This is a genomic window from Microvirga antarctica (assembly GCF_017921815.1).
GTDB classification, from domain to species: domain Bacteria; phylum Pseudomonadota; class Alphaproteobacteria; order Rhizobiales; family Beijerinckiaceae; genus Microvirga; species Microvirga antarctica.
The window spans coordinates 999,977-1,017,959 of the sequence record NZ_JAGEMM010000001.1; the positions used below are offsets into that span (position 1 = coordinate 999,977).

Consider the following 17,983-nt stretch of genomic DNA (forward strand, 5'->3'; position numbering starts at 1 on the left):
CCGGGCCGGCGCCCTATTCGGCCGCGATGATGTTGTAGGAGGCCGGATCGTAGTTGAGAATGGGCGACAGCCAGCGCTCGGCCTCGGCGATGCTCATGCCTTTGCGCTTCGCATAATCCTCCGCTTGGTCGCGCTCCACCTTCGCGACACCGAAATAGTATGATTCCGGGTGCGCAATATAAAGACCTGACACCGAGGAGCCGGGCCACATGGCAAACGATTCCGTCAGCGTCACGCCAATGGCGTTCTGCGCATCGAGCAGCCGGAAAAGCGTCTCTTTCTCCGTGTGGTCGGGTTGGGCCGGATAACCGGGTGCCGGGCGAATACCGTCATATTCCTCCCGGATCAGATCCTCGTTGCGAAGCGTCTCGTTGGGCGCATAGGCCCAGAACTCCTTGCGCACCCGCTGATGCATGCGTTCGGCGAAGGCCTCGGCAATCCGATCGGCCAGAGCCTTGACGAGAATCGAGCGATAATCGTCATTGGCACGCTCGAACCGATCCGCGATCCGAACCTCCTCCAGACCTGAGGTCACGACGAACGCACCCACATAGTCGGCCTTGCCGCTCTCACGGGGCGCGACGAAATCGGAGAGGCACATATTGGGCTTGCCGTCACGCTTCAGCAGTTGCTGGCGCAGGCCGTGAAGGACGGCAAGCTCCTGCGCACGGCTCTCGCCGGTATACAGATGAATGTCGTCGCCGACAGTGTTGGCCGGCCAGAAGCCGATGACGGCCTTGGGGTTGAACCAGCGTTCGTCGACAAGCTGCTTCAGCATGGCCTGCGCGTCATCGAAAAGCTGCCGCGCTGCTGCGCCCTGATGAGGATCATCGAGGATCGCCGGATAGCGGCCTTTCATCTCCCATGTCTGGAAGAATGGTGTCCAGTCGATGTAGGGAACAAGCTCGCCGACGTCATAGCTGCGAAACACGCGCGCGCCGGTGAAGGTGGGCTTCGGCGGCTCATAGGACGTCCAATCGATCTTCGGCTTGTTGGCACGCGCCTTGTGAAGCGGCATCCGCTGCTTGTCGATTTCCGACCGCGCATGAGCGTCTGCGACCTTGCGATACTCGGCCTGAATGGTGCTGACATATTCGCCTCGAAGTTCATCCGACATCAGCGACGAGACGACACCGACCGCGCGGCTTGCGTCGGTGACGTAGACGGCCTGACCCTTGTTGTAGTTGGGATGAATCTTCACCGCCGTATGCACGCGGCTCGTGGTGGCTCCGCCGATAAGCAGAGGGATACTGAAACCCTCGCGCTCCATCTCGCTTGCCACATTGGCCATTTCGTCCAGCGAGGGTGTAATGAGGCCCGACAGGCCGATGATGTCCACGTTCTCGCTGCGCGCCGTGTCGAGAATTTTCTTCGCCGACACCATGACGCCGAGATCGATGACCTCATAGTTGTTGCAGGCGAGAACGACTCCGACGATGTTTTTGCCGATATCGTGCACGTCTCCCTTGACGGTCGCCATCAGGATCTTGCCGGCGGTCGAGCGGCTGGTATCGCCGAGACGCGCCTTCTCCTCCTCCATGTAAGGCATGAGATAAGCCACGGCCTGCTTCATTACACGGGCGGATTTCACGACCTGCGGCAGGAACATCTTGCCGGCGCCGAACAGATCGCCGACCACATTCATGCCGGCCATCAGCGGCCCCTCGATCACGTGCAGCGGCCGCTCGACCGATTGGCGGGCCTCCTCGGTGTCCTTCTCGATATATTCGGTAATGCCGTTGACGAGGGCATGCTCGAGGCGCTTGGCGACGGGCCAGCCGCGCCACTCGAGATCGGCCATGCGCACGGGACCGCTGCCATCCCCCTTGAAGCGTGCCGCCGCCTCCAAGAGACGCTCAGTCGCGTCGTCACGACGGTTGAGAACGACGTCCTCGCACAATTCGCGCAGTTCAGGGTCGATCTGTTCGTAGACCGCCAGCTGGCCCGCATTCACAATGCCCATATCCATGCCGACCTTGATGGCATGGTAGAGAAACACGGAGTGCATCGCCTCACGAACCGGCTCGTTTCCGCGGAACGAGAACGAGAGGTTGGACACGCCGCCGGAGACGTGAACATGCGGCAGCGTTTCGCAGATGATACGCGTGCCCTCGATGAACGCGACGCCGTAGCCGTTATGCTCCTCGATGCCGGTCGCGACCGCAAAGACGTTGGGATCGAAGATGATGTCCTCGGGCGGGAAACCCACCTCCTCGGTCAAAATCTTGTACGCGCGGGTGCAGATCTCCACCTTGCGCTCCAGCGTGTCGGCCTGTCCCAATTCATCGAAGGCCATCACGACGACGGCTGCCCCGTAGGACCGGCAGACCCGCGCCTGAGCGAGGAAAGCAGCTTCCCCTTCCTTCATCGAAATCGAATTGACGATGGGCTTTCCCTGAATGCATTTCAGGCCCTCCTCGATGATGTGAAACTTCGACGAGTCCACCATGATCGGGACGCGCGCGATATCCGGCTCGGTCGCCACGAGGTTCAGGAACTCGACCATCGCCTTTTGGGAATCGAGAAGACCTTCGTCCATGTTGATGTCGATGATCTGCGCGCCGTTCGCCACCTGGTCGCGCGCCACATCGAGTGCTGCCTGAAAGTCGCCGCTGGTGATCAGCTTGCGAAACTTCGCCGACCCGGTGACGTTCGTGCGCTCGCCCACATTGACGAAGGTGATCTCCGGCGTGAGCGTGAAAGGCTCAAGCCCGGACAGGCGCATCAGCGGCTTGATCACCGGAACGCGCCGCGGCGCCTTTCCGGCCACCGCTTCGGCAATCGCCCGGATGTGGTCGGGCGTTGTTCCGCAACACCCGCCGACGACATTCACAAGACCCGCATCGGCAAACTCCGCCAGCATGGTCGCGGTGGCCTCCGGGCTTTCGTCGTAAAGACCGAATTCGTTGGGCAGTCCCGCATTCGGGTAGGCACAGACGAGCGTATCGGCCGCCTTCGCGATCTCCTGGACATGCGCGCGCATCTCCCGCGCGCCAAGCGCGCAATTGAGCCCGACGGAGAACGGATTTGAATGGCGGATGGAATGCCAGAACGCCGTCGGCGTCTGCCCCGACAGGGTGCGCCCGGACAAATCCGTGATCGTGCCTGAGATCATGATGGGCAGCGTCACACCGCGTTCGGCAAAGACCTGCTGAATCGCCACGATGGCGGCTTTCGCATTCAGGGTGTCGAAGATCGTCTCCACGAGGATGATTTCCGAGCCGCCATCCACGAGTCCGCGAACCTGCTCCGCGTAGGAATCGCGGACCTCGTCGAATGTAACCGCGCGAAAGCCCGGGTTGTTCACGTCGGGCGAGATTGACAATGTGCGGTTGGTTGGCCCGATGGCGCCGGCAACGAACCGGCGTCGACCGTCCTGCTGCTGCGTCATGAATCCGGCCTCCCGGGCCAGACGCGCACCTTCGCGGTTCAACTCATAGACGATCTCCTCCATGCCGTAATCGGCCTGGGCGATCGACGTACCCGAAAAGGTGTTCGTTTCCACGATGTCGGAGCCGGCGAGGAAGTAGCTGAGATGCACGTCGCGCACCGCATCCGGCTGCGTGAGGATCAGCAGATCGTTGTTGCCGCGGACGTCCTGGCCCCAATCCTTGAACCGCTCACCCCGGAAATCAGCTTCCGAGAAACGCGAGCGCTGCAGTTCGGTCCCCATCGCACCGTCGAGCACGAGAATGCGCTTGGCGGCAATCTCGCGCAGGGCTCGCGCAACCTCGGCGCCATCGACCGGAGAAAGAGTGAATGTCGTCATGTGGTGTCTTTCGTCACGATCAGAATCGATGTCACCCATCCGTCGATGTCAGGCGTGCGGACGGCGCGCCTCGTCAGGCCGCCGCCTTGACGGCAGGTTCGCGCAGGCCCAACAGACGGCAGACGGCATAGACCAGATCGGCTCGGTTCATGGTGTAGAAGTGGAATTCGCTGACGCCGCGATCGACCAGATCGATGACCTGCTCGGCCGCGACCGCGGCTGCGATGAGCTTGCGGGTTTCCACGTCGCCGTCGAGTCCTTCGAACCGCGCGGCCAGCCAGTCAGGGATGCTGGCCCCTGTCTTCGCGGCAAAGTTCGCTGTCTGCTTGAAGTTCTGGACCGGCACGATTCCGGGCACGATCGGAATGGTGATGCCCCGCGCCCGGACACGGTCGAGGAAGCGGAAATAGTGGTCGTTGTCGAAGAAGAACTGGGTGATAGCCCGGTCGGCGCCGCAATCGACCTTCGCCTGCAACTCGTCGATATCCGCCTCGATGGAGGAAGCCTCGGGATGTTTCTCGGGATAGGCCGAAACCGACACCTCGAAATCCCCCACCGCCTTGATGCCCGCGACGAGATCGCAGGTGCGGCGGTAGCCTTCCGGATGCGGCGCATAGGCGGTTCCGAGCCCGCCGACAGGATCGCCGCGCAATGCCACGATGTGGCGCACGCCGGCATCCCAATAGTCGCGGATCACGCCGTCGACCTCGACCTTCGTGGCGGCCACGCAAGTGAGGTGCGCGGCCGGGCTGACGTTCGTCTCGCGCACCAGACGAGACACGGTGGCGTGCGTTCCCGCGTCGAACCGCCGGCGCCGTAAGTGACAGAGACGAATTGCGGCTGCAGCGGCGCAAGGCGTTCGATCGACGACCAGAGAGTCGCCTCCATCTCGGGCGTCTTCGGCGGGAAGAACTCGAACGACACTTTGATCGGGTGAGCCGCGCGGCGGCTTGGACGAAGGGACAGCGGTGACATCAGGCGACCTCTCTGTCGGCTTCGATCGCGGGCCAATCCGTGACCACACGGCGGTCCTGGCCAAGCCAGAGTGAAACAATCAATTGGCCCTCGCCCTGTTCGGGCGGGGCGATCTGACGATTGACGGTGCAATCGAGACCCGCATCCCCGAGCCATCCTGCGACCTGTTCGGAGGCAAAACCGAGGCGCCGGTGAGCCTGCGCCTCGCGCAGAAACTCGAGGCTGTGCGGCGCGAAATCGACAACGAGGATACGCCCTCCCGGCGCCACCAGACGGGCCGCCTCGCGGATCGCCCGCGCCGGATCGTCGAGATAGTGCAGCACCTGGTGGATGATCACCAGATCGAAGGTGTTGCGCGGAAACGGCGGCGCGTAGATATCGCCTTGGCGCAATTCGAGCCGCGAAAGTCCAGCGTTCTCCAGATTGGCGCGCGCGACCGACAGCATGGCGTGGCTGGCATCCAGACCAACCGTGCGGGACGCGCGCGGGGCCAAAAGTTGCAGCATCCGGCCGGTGCCGGTGCCGAGGTCGAGCAGGTTCGCTATGGGTTTGTCGCCCAGAGCCTCCAGCACTGCGGATTCCACGACCGGCTCGGGCGCATGCAGGGAGCGCAGCCGGTCCCATTCCGGCGCCAGCCGCGAAAAGAACGCCTGGGCCGCATGAGAGCGCTGCGCGCGGACGGCCTCCAGCCGGGACCGATCCTCCAGCAGGAGCGGGTCGGCGCGGTTCAATCCGTCGAGCATGGGCCGCAGCGTCCGGGCCGCCTCGCCGCGATCGATCAGGCGAAAAAACGCCCACGCGCCTTCGCGATGCCGCTCCACAAGACCTGCTTCGGCCAGCAGCTTGAGATGACGCGAGATGCGCGGCTGGGACTGGCCCAGAATGTCCGTGAGGTCGGAAACAGACAACTCGCCGTCGGTCAACAACGCAAGGATTCGCAGCCGCGTCTCTTCGGCAGCTGCCCGAAGGATGGCAAGCGTCAGCTCGAGTGACGGGGCGGCGGTGTTGGACACGAAAACGCTCTCTCACATATAAAGATATATTTATATCTATTTTGGAGCATTTCGCAAGCTCTTCGCACACCCGGGGGTCAATTTGTCGACGGGGTCTGCGCGTCAGGGGCTCGCGACCCGAACCGGTCTAGGATCGCAGGCGCCTGACGGTCGCGTGGCGCGCCAGCAGCACGAGCCCGAGCACAGCAGCCGCCACCAGCCATGCTGCAAGGCCAATGCTCTCGCCATTGAGGAGCGAGGCGAGGAGGAGAGTGAGGAAGGTCTGGAGCAGTTGGACCTGGCTCACATGGGCGATTCCCCCGATGGCAAGACCGGCATTCCAGGCGAAGAACCCGAGATACTGGCTGATCACCGACACATAAGCGAACCCGATCCAGCTCCACAGCGGAACCGAGGCAGGTGCCACCGGGAGGAGCCAGAGAGCGACGGGCAGGCTCAGCGGCAGCGCCACAACGAGCACCCACGAAATGACCTCCCAGCCGGCGAACCCCGAGCGAACCAGTTTTGTGGACAGGACATAGCCCAAAGCCGTCACGAATACGGCGGCCAGAAGATAGAGATCTCCCCGTCCGAGTGCGCCCCCGCCCTCCACAAGCGTGAAGATGACCACGAGCGCAGCACCGGCGACGGCCGCCAGCCAGAAGGCAGGGCTCGGGCGTTCGCCGGCGAGCAAGGCGCTTGCGATGGAGGTCGTCAGCGGAAGAATGCCCAGCACGACGCCGCCATGGGAGGCCGGCACGGTCTGCATGGCCAGCGACGTGAGGCCCGGAAACCCAATCACCAGGCACGCGGCCGTCAGGACGAGCATTCCCATCTGGTGGCGCTTCGGCCTTTTCCGCCGCAGGAACAGCAACGTCGCGGCGGCCAGCAGACCCGCCACAGCCGCCCGTCCCGCGGTGACGAAGATCGGGCTCAACCCGTCGACCGCGAGATGGGTGAAGGGCAATGTCCCGGCGAACATGCATACGCCGAGGAAGCCGAGGAGAAGGCCGACCGTTTCGCGGGACATGGCTTCTCGGTCTAGCGGAAAGGTGGCTCGTCGAAGCTCCGGAGCTTGCGAGAATGAAGCGAGGAGCGCTGTCCTCGAAGGATATCGACGGCGGCCAGCCCGATCATGAGATGTTCGCTGACCGCACGCTCATAGAACGCATTCGCGGCGCCCGGAAGCTTGATCTCCCCGTGCAGAGGCTTGTCGGACACGCAGAGCAGCGTGCCATAGGGCACGCGCAGGCGGTAGCCCTGGGCCGCGATGGTGCCGCTTTCCATGTCGACCGCAATGGCGCGGGAGAGGTTGATCTGCCGGCGCTCCTGCGTCCAGCGCAGTTCCCAGTTCCGGTCGTCGTAGGTCACCACCGTTCCGGTGCGAAGCCGGCGCTTGAGGTCATCGCCCCTTTGGCCCGTGACCTGTGCGGCGGCCTCCTGGAGCGCCACCTGAACTTCCGCCAGAGCGGGGATCGGGATTTCGGGCGGAACGGCGTCGTCCAGGATGTGGTCCCGACGAAGATAGCCGTGCGCCAAAACGTAGTCGCCGATGGTCTGCGACTGCCGCAGGCCGCCACAATGGCCGACCATCAGCCAGCAATGGGGCCGGATTACCGCCAGATGATCGGTGATGTTCTTCGCGTTCGACGGCCCGACGCCGATATTGACGAGCGTCACCCCGTGACCGTCCTTGCCGACGAGATGATAGGCGGGCATCTGGAAGCGATGCCACGGCGAAGAACCGATCAGCTCGGCCACCACATCCTCGCCCAGCCCGCCCTCGATCACCACGCCGCTGGGAAGCACCAGTTTCGTGAAGGGCGAGTTTTCGTTGCCGAGTTCCGACACCGCCCAGCGGACGAACTGATCCACATAGCGGTGATAGTTGGTCAGCAAAATCCACGGCTGGACAAGGCGCCAGTCGGAGCCTGTATAGTGGACGAGGCGGCGCAGGGAATAATCCGTGCGGGCCGCATCGAACAGCGAGAGCGGCCGCGGCTCGTCCGCGCGAAACTCCCAGGTGCCGTCGGCAATCTCGTCGCCGACCTTGGCCAAAAGCGGCGTGGGAAAAAACTGCGCAAGCTCAGCCGCCGAATAGGCTCCGCGACCCAACTCGTCGCCGCGCTCGAAGACGTAGGGATAGGGAATCTCCTGATCGCTGAGACCCACTTCGATGGTGGCCCCGTAATCGCCCACGAGGTAGCGAAGCTGTTCGATGAGGTAGGGTTTGAAGAACGCAGGCTGGGTGACGGTTGTGGCGTAGGTGCCCGGCCCCTGGAACTTGGCGTAGGCGCGCTGCTGAATTGGCGGGATCGTCGTCGCGCGATAAATGACCCGCAACTCGGGATAGCGAAACTTGGCGCGCTCGGTGGGGCTGGGGGCCGTTCGGTTCGAAAAGAAGCTTTCGAGCGCCTGGCGCTGGGCATCGATGGCCCCGTCATAGAGCTGAATCAGCAGCTGAACGGCTTCCTCCGGAGAGGATGCGAGCTGGAATGCGGAGAATTGCTCGGGTGGCACGTGGACAACTTTCTCAAGGTCTGGTGCCTCAAGGGTCATACACTGTTTCACGTCGCAACCCAACACCCATTCACGCCGCGAGACGAGCGGTCGACGCGACCGCCCTGCCCGCGACGGGAATTCGCCCGTTCCTAGCGCATGAATTTCTTGTACTTGATCCGGTGGGGCGTGGTGGAATCCACCCCGAGGCGACGCTTCTTGTCTTCCTCGTAATCGGCGAAGTTGCCCTCGAACCATTCCACGTGGCTGTCACCTTCGAAGGCCAGGATATGCGTGGCGATGCGGTCGAGGAACCAGCGATCGTGGCTGATGATGACCGCGCAGCCGGCGTAATCTTCCAGCGCCTCTTCCAGCGCCCGGAGGGTGTCCACATCGAGATCGTTGGTGGGCTCGTCGAGGAGGAGGACATTCGCGCCTGATTTCAGGATCTTGGCCAAATGAACCCGGTTGCGCTCGCCGCCGGAGAGCATTCCGACCTTTTTCTGCTGGTCGGAACCCTTGAAGTTGAACGCGCCGCAATAGGCCCGCGCGTTGATCTCCCGCTTGCCCAGATAGATGATCTCGTTCCCGCCGGAGATTTCCTCATAGAGGGTCTTGCTGGCATCGAGGGAGTCGCGGCTCTGGTCGACGTAGCCCAGCTTGACGCTGTCACCGATCGAAATGGTGCCCTCGTCAGGCTCGTCCTGACCGGCGATCATGCGGAACAGGGTCGTCTTACCGGCGCCGTTCGGCCCGATGACGCCCACGATGCCGCCCGGCGGAAGCTTGAAGGACAGCCCGTCGACCAGCAACTTGTCGGCGAAGGCCTTCTTGATATTGTCGAACTCGATGACGTTGTTGCCCAGCCGCTCGGCGATCGGGATGATGATCTGCGCGGTCGTCGGACCCTTTTCGTCAGCCTTGGCGACGAGGTCCTCATAGCGCGAAATGCGGGCTTTCGACTTTGCCTGCCGGGCCTTGGGAGAGGCCGAGACCCATTCGCGCTCGCGCTCGATGGTGCGCCGGTGGGCTTCGTCTTCGCGACCTTCCTGCTCCAGCCGCTTCTGCTTCTGGGTGAGCCAGGAGGAATAGTTGCCCTGGTAGGGAATGCCCCGGCCCCGGTCGAGTTCGAGGATCCAGCCGGTGACGTTGTCGAGGAAGTAGCGATCGTGGGTGACGATCAGGATCGCGCCCGGATAGGAACGCAGATGCCCTTCGAGCCAGGCCGTTGTCTCGGCATCGAGATGGTTGGTCGGCTCGTCGAGAAGCAGCAGTTCGGGCTGCTCAAGCAGGAGCTTGCACAACGCGACGCGACGACGCTCGCCGCCGGACAGCTTGTCGACCGCCCAGTCGTCGGGCGGGCAGCCAAGGGCATCCATTGCCTGCTCGACCTTGGAATCGAGGTTCCACAAGTCCTGCGCCTCGATCTCGTCCTGCAGCCGGGTCATCTCGTCGGCGGTTTCGTCCGAGTAGTTCATGGCGAGTTCGTTGTAGCGCTCGAGCAGCGCGCGCTGCTTGGCCACCCCGTCCATCACGTTCTCGCGGACGGTCTTCGTCTCGTCGAGCTTGGGCTCCTGCGGCAGGTAGCCGACCCGGGCGCCCTCTGCGACCCAACCCTCGCCATTCCAGTCGGTGTCAGTACCCGCCATGATGCGCAGGAGGGTCGACTTACCGGCGCCGTTGACGCCGAGAACACCGATCTTGGCATCGGGGTAGAAAGAGAGATGGACATCGTCCAAAATCTTCTTGCCGCCCGGATAGGCCTTGGTGAGGCCACGCATATGGTAGATGAACTGACGGGACACGGAAAAACCCTGCTGAAAGCTGGTCGCGGTGAATGGAATTCCGTGTCAGTTAGCAGGGGGGAACGGCGGGAGCAAGGCGAACCCGCCTTTCGGACGCCAAGCCGCAGCAGGGCGAGGACGCATTCTTCCGAAGGCCTGCCCTACAATCCCCGCACCAACCCGCCATCCACGAGAAGATTCTGTCCCGTCACGTAGCCAGCATCGTCCGAGAGAAGGAACGCCACCGTCTTGGCGATTTCGACGACCGTGCCGTACCTCCCCATGGGGATCCGCGCCTTGCGATCGGCCTTCTCGGGCAGGCTGTCGATAAAGCCCGGCAGAACATTGTTCATGCGAATGCCGGCTTTCGCGTAACGGTCGGCGTAGAGCTTCGTGAAGGCCGCCAGCGCCGTCCGCAGGCTGGCCGAGACCGGGAAATCAGGATCGGGCTCAAAGGCTGCAAAGGTCGAGATATTGACGATGGCGCCCTTGCCGGCCTTCTCCATGATGGGCGTGACCAGGCGCGCCATACGCACGACATTCAGCAGCACGACATCGAGACCCAGATGCCAGTCGGAATCGGGGATCGCCAGCAACTCGCCCTTCGGCGGATGACCTGTATGGTTCACGACCGCGTCGATCCGCCCATACCGATCGACCGCCTGACCGACGAAAGCCTCGAGGTCGGCGGGCGCTGTCACCGATCCCTGAACGCCGAGGCCGCCCAGTTCGCGCGCAAGATCGAGAACGCGCTCGGAGCGCGCCAGAAGGGCAATGTCGTAGCCGCGGGCGTGCAGTTCCCGGGCAATGGATTCGCCCATTCCCTGGCTCGAGGCCGTCACGAGAGCAACAGGTTTCATGAGGTTTGCTCCGACATCATGGCTGCGAAAGCGGCCTCGGCCGCAAGGACGGTGGTCATCTGCACCGTATGGGCAAACCGGAATGGCTCGCCATAGATGGTCTCATCGGGAAACTCGGTAATCAGTGTCAGGGGCGACGGATGCCGCTCCTCGGCAGTGATCAGACAGGGGATATGGTTGATGACCTCATAGGGCGCGCCGCCGGAATGGATGGCGCAGACCTCGATCTGGCGCCTGTTGAACGCCGCCAGGCCCGGCACGGCGGTCAGGCCCGTCGTCACGGCCTCGATGAGGATGCGCGCCCTCTCGGTCCAGGCGGGATGGTGGCGCAGGATCAGAAAAAATCCCTTCGGGATCGTCCACAATTCAAAGCCGCGCGGCAGATAGCCCGTGAAGGGGCGCGTCCATTCATGGGCCGGATAGCCGTGCAGGTGCACGTGCAGTTGCGCGCCCGAAAGCGCCAGGGCCTGCATGCGCGCCGCTTTCTCGTAGAGCGGATTGCCCTTGTCGTACTCCACGTCGCTCCCGAGGGACGTGTAGCGTGCCGCGTGATGCATATGGCGCGGATTGTGCTCGCAGAGGCGACCGTGAAGCGCGTAGCCGTCGGGGTTCTCCACTGGAATGAAAGCAACGTTCGCTTCCGGATTCGAGAGCAGCCGGCGCACCGCGCGCAACGCGCCGACGGGCGCCGACGTCTCGTTGGCATGCTGGCCGGCGCTGACGAGGATGGCCGGTCGTGCGCCTGCCCGGTAGAGTCCGCGCACTGGCCGCCCCTCGCGGGAGATGGCCTGGAACGTGTTGCCCGGCAAAGCCGCGAGCTCGCGTTGGATCTGCGCCAGATCCGGGGCTGCCTGCGCCCGATCGAGATCCTGAACGGTGCGGATCGGGTCGATTGGTTTCCCGAACGGGCTCAGCGACACCCGGACGGTCGCGTCACCCGCACTCGCGCGAATATCCGGGACGATCTGCCCCGGCTGGAGGCTGCGATCATCCGCAGGCTTGCCCGACCTGTGCTTGAAGAACTCCAGCAGGGAAAAGTAGAGGTCCTCGTGCAACCCCTCGCGGGTGCTCAGAACCTCGTCTCCATATGGCAGCTCGCGCTCGATGCCGGGGATCGTCACATCGATGGCGATGCGCTCGGCGAATGGCTCGGTGTCCGGCCAGGCATGCGCAGCAATCGCGTCCATCACCTTGCCGAACACAATCTCGCAATCCGTCTCGATCGCCTCGTCCAAATCAAACAGATCATTGTCCTGTCGGGACACGCGGATCCATCCCGTTGGCGTCAGGTCGATCTCATCGAGATGGTTCGTCCGCAGGCGATTGGGGGCAAAGATCTCGAGTTCGTGCGAGTGGCCGTCGCGATACTCCGCTGTCAACCGGTAGGTCAGATCTGCGTCACCAGGTTCGAAATGGGTCTCCACGAGATCGAGCAGGCCGGCGAGTGGATACGCCTCCGACAAAAACCGAAGCGGCAACGCTTGAGGATGAACCGGAAACCGCACTGTCACGCGGATAAGCTCCGCCATTTCGACATCGTCGAGAAACGCGTGAACCAGAGGCTTGTAGGCGGAGCGGATGCGCGCATGGACGCCCGCCTGCGCGAGACGGGCCTCTGCATCCTTGCGGGCGGCCAGGTCCTCGAAGACCCATGCCTCCAGTCGCGCGCCGCGATGGGCAGGCAACGACCACTCCCGGACGATGGTATCGAGCGTGCGGGACACGCGCTCATCGAGCAGAACGGTCATTGTCCTGTCTGTCCTGTCGGGTCGAGGGAGTCGCGCAGCCAATCGCCGAGCAGATTGAGACCCAGAACGGTGAACATGATGGCAAGACCGGGAAATACACTGACCCACCAGGCGGATTGCAGATAGGTGCGCCCATCCGCCAGCATGCCGCCCCAACTCGGGATAAGCGGATCGACGCCGAGGCCGAAGAACGTGAGGCTGCTTTCGAGCAGAATGTTGTTGGCGACGTTCAGCGTCATCAGAATGACGATCGGCCCGAGAACGTTGGGCAGGATATGCTGCGCAATGATCCGCACATTGCCGACGCCGATCGCGCGGGCCGAGAGAATGAACTCGCGATCCCGCAAGGCCAGGACCGAACCGCGGACGAGGCGCGCATATTGCACCCATTGGGCGACGATCATGAAGAAGATCACCTTGTCGATCCCCGTCCCCAGGATCGCCAGGAACATGATGGCGATGAGAATGAACGGCAGCGCGAGCTGAATATCCGCAAACCGCATCAGCAGGATTTCGGCGATGCCGCGATAATACCCCGCTATCAACCCGACGAGCGTCCCGAGGATGACGGCGCCGATGACGGATAGGACGCCGACCATCAGTGAGATCTTGCCGCCGACGACGACCCGGGCGAGCACGTCGCGTCCAAGAGGATCGGTCCCGAGGAGGTGAGCGGAACTCTGGAATGGCGGGATCAGCCGCGCGGTCAGATCCATGCTCTCGCCGCCATCGGGGAACAGGATCGGGGAGAACAGCACGGCCAGCGTCATGGTGCCGGTCAGGACAAGACCGGCGACCAACTCCATCGATGTGAACTGCCACCGCGTTCCGCGTGCGCCCTCTGCCGCAGCCATCGCGTCACTCCGTCCGGATGCGCGGATCGATCAGCCCGTAGGCGATATCGACCAGGAGATTGATGAGGACGATGAACAGCGCCAGCACCGTGATGGTACCTTGCAGCACCGGATAGTCGCGCCCGGAAATGGCATCGAAGGCAAGCGTTCCCATGCCGGGCCAGTTGAAGACCCGCTCGACGATCACGATGCTGCCAATGAGACCGCCGAACTGGAGACCGATATAGGTGACAAGCGGAATCGCCGAATTGCGCAGCGCGTGCTTGTAGAGCACCACCCAATCCTTCAGCCCTTTCGAGCGCGCGACCATGATGTATTGCTGCGACAGGGTCTCGAGCATCGCCGTCCGCACCAGCCTGACATTCGTGGCCGTCAGAATGATCGCCATCGTCAGCGCCGGCATGACGAAGCTCGCGGGTCCCTCCATACCGCTCGGCGGGAGAACGCCGAGCTGGATGGAAAAGAACAGCACCAGCATGATGGCCAGCCAGAAATTAGGGAAGGACAGTCCGACGAGCGACAGGATGCGCACAAGCTGGTCGGGCCAGCGTCCGCGGTTGACGGCAGCAAGGATGCCGAGCGGCACCGACAAAAGGATGGACGCGATAAGCGACGTGAAAGCCAATAGCAGGGTCGCCGGCAAGGCTTTGGCGATCAGCGCGGAGACAGGCGTGCCGCCCATGAAGCTGCGGCCGAAATCCCCCACGACGATGCCATGGAGAAAGCCCAGATACTGAACCAGGAAGGGCCGATTGAGACCAAGCGCGTTGCGGATATTCTGCAGGTCCTGCTCGGTGATGCTGCCGGCCCCCGTCAGCATGATGGCGGGGTCGCCGGAGAGCCGGATGGCGAAGGCCACGATCAACGTGACGACGAGGACCACGAAGATGGCTTGCAGCAACCGCTTGAGGATGAAGCCTGCCATCCCGTGATCCTTGATAATCGCTCAGGCCAGGAACGTCTTAGTTCACAGTCACGTCGGTCAACCGGAAGCGTCGGTCGGCCGGGGGAACGAAGTTCTGCAGGCGCTTGTTCACGCCGTAGATCGTGTTCTGATTGTAGAGCGGGATCTCGAGGGCCTGATCGGCGACATACCGGCCGATCTCTTGCAGGATGCCCTCGCGCTCCTTGACGTCATAGATGCTGCGCTGCTTCTCCAGCAACGCGTTGAGTTTCGGGTCGTTGTCGTACGGGTTCCACTTTTCGCCCGAGTGGTACATCAGGTAGGCGGTGTTGTCGTAATCGAACGTCCAGCCGCCCCAGGCGTTGTGCCACGCCTCGCCGGTCTTGCCGCCGGGAATGATGTCGTTGAGGAGGACGGGCGTCTCGTAGGGCTGCAGCGATGGCTTCAGGCCGAGCGCCTGGAGGTAGCCCGCTGCCGCTTGCGCGACCTCGCGAAACGTCGCGTCGTTGCCGCGAAAGTCGATTTTCACCGGAGACCCTGCGGGGACACCGGCCTGCTGCAGCATCTGCTTGGCCTTCGCGAGATCGAACGGAAGCGGTTTGAGGTTCGGATCGTAGCCGAAGGAAAGGTCTGCCTGGAAGCTGGCGATGGGCTTGGCATGCCCCAGCAACACCGCCTTGATGATGGCATCGCGGTCGATACCCATGATCATCGCCTTTCGGACGTTCACGTCCTTGGTGATGCCGGTCTTCGTGTTGAGACGCAGCGCCACGACAGTCGGCCCGGTGATGCTGACCAGCTTGAGATCGGCGCTCTTCTCCACCGTCGGCGCAAGCCCAAACGGAATGAGGGTAGCGATATCGATGCGGCCCGCCTGCAATTCGGCGATCTGCGTGTTCGCCTCCGCGATCATGCGGAAGACGAGCTTGTCGATCTTCGGGGCGCCGCCCCAATGTCCAGGGAAGGCCTCCAGCGACAGGCTGACTTTCGGATCGTACGCGACGAACTTGAAGGGCCCGGTACCGACCGGATGAGTGTTGAAATACTCGTCGCCCTTTTCCTGAATGTATTTGGGCGGGACAATCATGCCGCCGTAGCCCGCAAGCTTGGTCAGCAGCACGGGATCAGGCTGTTTCATGATGAAATCGACGGTGTTGTCGTCCACCACATCGACGCGCTCGATCGCATTGTAGTTGGATTGCTGCGGTCCCTTGCGACCCTCGTCGCCGAGCAGGCGATCAAAGGTGAACTTGACGGCAGCGGCGTTAAACGGCTCGCCGTTGTGGAACGTGACGTTTTCGCGCAGCTTGAAGCGGATGCGATTGTTGTTGTCGAGAAACTCCCAGCTTGTGGCAAGCGCCGGCTTCACCTTCATATCCGGTCCGCGCGAGGTCAGGCCGTCGTAGATGTTGGTGGCGGCAGATGCCCAGTCGACGATGAACGTGTCGATCGGATCCCAGCTGCCGGGATCGAGCGCCACAGCGACCGTCACGGTGCCGGCAGCCTGCGCGCCCGGAGCCGCCAACGGCGCGAGGGCTGCCACGGCTGCGATGCCGAGTGCCCTCAGATGTGTTGAAAGTGTCATCAATGTCTCCGTTTGTCGGTTAGGCCGCCCCGCGAAGCGCTTCGGCTTCGATGGCGACCCAGTGGCCCGGCTCGACTTCGCGAATGCGATGGACCAGAGGCTCCTGTCCGACCGCGCGAACCGCGCTCGGGATCTCACCCTCGATCAGGCGTTTGGCGCGCTCGCGCGCCGGGTCTGCGATGGGCACCGCCGCCAGCAGCTTGCGGGTATAGGAATGCTGCGGGTTCTCGAACACCGCCTGGCGGGTTCCGATCTCGACGATCTGCCCCAGATACATGACCGCGACGCGGTGGCTGATCTTTTCGACCACCGCCATGTCATGGGTGATGAACAGGTAGGACAGCTGCTTCTGCTGCTGCAGTTCCATCAGCAGATTGACGATCTGGGCCTGGATCGACACGTCCAGCGCCGACACCGATTCATCCGCGATGATCAGCTTGGGATTGCTCGCGAGTGCGCGGGCGATGCACACCCGTTGCCGCTGTCCGCCTGAGAATTCGTGCGGATAGCGCTTGGCGTGCTGCGGCAGCAGGCCGACCTGCTCGAGCAGTTCCTGAACGCGCCGGTCGATTGCCTTGCGATCGTCCAGCAGGCTGTGGACCACAATCGGCTCGGCAATGCTGAAGCCGATGGTGTGCCGCGGATCGAGGGATGCGAACGGATCCTGGAAGATATACTGGATTTCCTGCTTGAGCTTGCGCCGGTCGGCAGGGTTCATCGAGCCCATGTCGCGACCGTTGAACCGCACCGTTCCGCTGGTCGGCTCGATCAATTGCTGCAGGGTGCGGCCGATAGTCGATTTGCCACTCCCGGACTCGCCCACCAGCGCCAAGGTCTCGCCGGGAAAGATCTCGAAGCTCACCTCTTCGACCGCATGAACCTTGTGGGTCACCCGCCCGAAGAAGGTCTTGCCGACATCGAACCGTGTGGTCAGCTTCTCGACCTCGAGGATGGGCGGCCTCGTGTAGTCCGCCGTGTCCTGGATATGCGTGTCGCCGATCTGCTTGGGCGCACCGTCCTCGATCACCATCACCGGCGTCCGCTTGGGCAGCGGCTGCCCGGTCATGCTGCCGAGGCGCGGGACGGCGGACAGGAGTGCGCGCGTATAGGGGTGCTCGGGCGCTGCGAAGATCTGGCGAACCGGCGCCTCCTCAACCTTTTCGCCTTTCCACATCACCACCACGTCGTCCGCCATTTCGGCGACCACGCCCATATCGTGCGTGATGAAGATGACGGCGGTCCCCATTTCCTGCTGAAGGTCGCGGATGATGTTGAGGATCTGCGCCTGAATTGTCACGTCGAGCGCCGTCGTCGGCTCGTCGGCGATCAGGAGTTTTGGATTGCAGGCAAGCGCCATGGCGATCATGACCCGCTGGCGCATCCCGCCCGAAAGCTGGTGCGGATACCGGTCGAGGAGGGTCGCCGCATCCGGCAGCCGGACCTTCTGCAGCAGGGCCTTTGCCCGCGACAGCGCATCCCGGGCATTGAGCCCTTCATGGAGGGTAAGCGTTTCGGCGATCTGATTGCCGATGGTAAAGACCGGATTGAGCGACGTCATCGGCTCCTGGAAGATCATCGCGATGTCGTTGCCGCGGATCGCCCTCAGCCGGTTGTCGGGGGCGGTGACGAGGTCCAGGGTTTCACCCTTGGACGGCCGAAAAATGACCTCTCCGGTGGTGATCCGGCCGCCGGTATAGTCCGTCAGGCGCATGATCGCGAGCGAGGTCACCGATTTGCCCGAGCCCGATTCGCCCACCACTGCCAGGGTCTTGCCCGGCTGAACGTCGAAACTGATGTTCTTGACGGCGCGAAAAGCGCCCTCGCCCCGGCCGAACTCGACCGACAGGGATCGAACCGACAAGAGGGGTTCGCCAACCGGTGCAAGCTTCGCGATATGATCCGACATCCGTCACCACTCAAAAAAGAGGTCCGTCCGGACGCCAATCCTGACAGTACCTGTTTGATACCTCTGCTCGAGGGCCGTGACAATCCGTGCCGTCACGTTCCACAAGC

Annotated in this window: 11 protein-coding genes and 1 pseudogene; all 12 read right to left on the reverse strand. The window is 63.0% G+C overall.

Translation table 11 applies throughout. From position 1 onward, the window contains the following. Nucleotides 1-13 precede the first annotated feature (13 nt). Nucleotides 14-3,769: a methionine synthase gene (gene metH, locus J4G32_RS04825; RefSeq protein ID WP_210484985.1), complete on the reverse strand. Its 3,756-nt coding sequence runs from the start codon at nucleotides 3,767-3,769 to the stop codon at nucleotides 14-16. Nucleotides 3,770-3,842: 73 nt separating this feature from the next. After that, nucleotides 3,843-4,744: pseudogene (gene metF, locus J4G32_RS04830) on the reverse strand (methylenetetrahydrofolate reductase [NAD(P)H]). Then, a complete protein-coding gene (locus tag J4G32_RS04835; protein WP_210484986.1) occupies nucleotides 4,744-5,757 on the reverse strand; it encodes an ArsR/SmtB family transcription factor in 1,014 nt (337 codons plus the stop codon). Before J4G32_RS04835 ends, metF begins: the two are co-directional and overlap by 1 nt. Before the next feature lie 127 nt (nucleotides 5,758-5,884). After that, a complete protein-coding gene (locus J4G32_RS04840; protein WP_210484987.1) occupies nucleotides 5,885-6,766 on the reverse strand; it encodes a DMT family transporter in 882 nt (293 codons plus the stop codon). Nucleotides 6,767-6,777: 11 nt separating this feature from the next. After that, on the reverse strand, nucleotides 6,778-8,295 hold the full coding sequence (locus tag J4G32_RS04845; RefSeq protein WP_210484988.1) for an AMP nucleosidase: 1,518 nt from the start codon (nucleotides 8,293-8,295) through the stop codon (nucleotides 6,778-6,780). Between the two features lie 92 nt (nucleotides 8,296-8,387). Further along, nucleotides 8,388-10,040: an energy-dependent translational throttle protein EttA gene (ettA, locus tag J4G32_RS04850; RefSeq protein WP_210484989.1), complete on the reverse strand. Its 1,653-nt coding sequence runs from the start codon at nucleotides 10,038-10,040 to the stop codon at nucleotides 8,388-8,390. 140 nt (nucleotides 10,041-10,180) lie between these two features. Continuing rightward, complete coding sequence (locus J4G32_RS04855) at nucleotides 10,181-10,879, reverse strand: SDR family oxidoreductase (RefSeq protein ID WP_210484990.1); 699 nt, start codon at nucleotides 10,877-10,879, stop codon at nucleotides 10,181-10,183. Then, entirely contained in the window at nucleotides 10,876-12,627 is a 1,752-nt protein-coding gene (locus tag J4G32_RS04860) for a M14 family zinc carboxypeptidase (protein ID WP_210484991.1), read from the reverse strand. The genes J4G32_RS04855 and J4G32_RS04860 overlap by 4 nt, the downstream gene beginning before the upstream one ends. Further along, nucleotides 12,624-13,481, reverse strand: a complete 858-nt coding sequence (locus J4G32_RS04865; RefSeq protein ID WP_210484992.1) for an ABC transporter permease — start codon at nucleotides 13,479-13,481, stop codon at nucleotides 12,624-12,626. The genes J4G32_RS04860 and J4G32_RS04865 overlap by 4 nt, the downstream gene beginning before the upstream one ends. A 4-nt stretch (nucleotides 13,482-13,485) precedes the next feature. Then, complete coding sequence (locus tag J4G32_RS04870; protein WP_210484993.1) at nucleotides 13,486-14,406, reverse strand: ABC transporter permease; 921 nt, start codon at nucleotides 14,404-14,406, stop codon at nucleotides 13,486-13,488. Between the two features lie 37 nt (nucleotides 14,407-14,443). Further along, entirely contained in the window at nucleotides 14,444-15,970 is a 1,527-nt protein-coding gene (locus J4G32_RS04875; RefSeq protein WP_210484994.1) for an ABC transporter substrate-binding protein, read from the reverse strand. 19 nt (nucleotides 15,971-15,989) lie between these two features. Further along, nucleotides 15,990-17,876 (reverse strand): ABC transporter ATP-binding protein, encoded by a 1,887-nt coding sequence (locus tag J4G32_RS04880; protein WP_210484995.1) that lies wholly within the window; start codon nucleotides 17,874-17,876, stop codon nucleotides 15,990-15,992. Nucleotides 17,877-17,983: the final 107 nt, after the last annotated feature.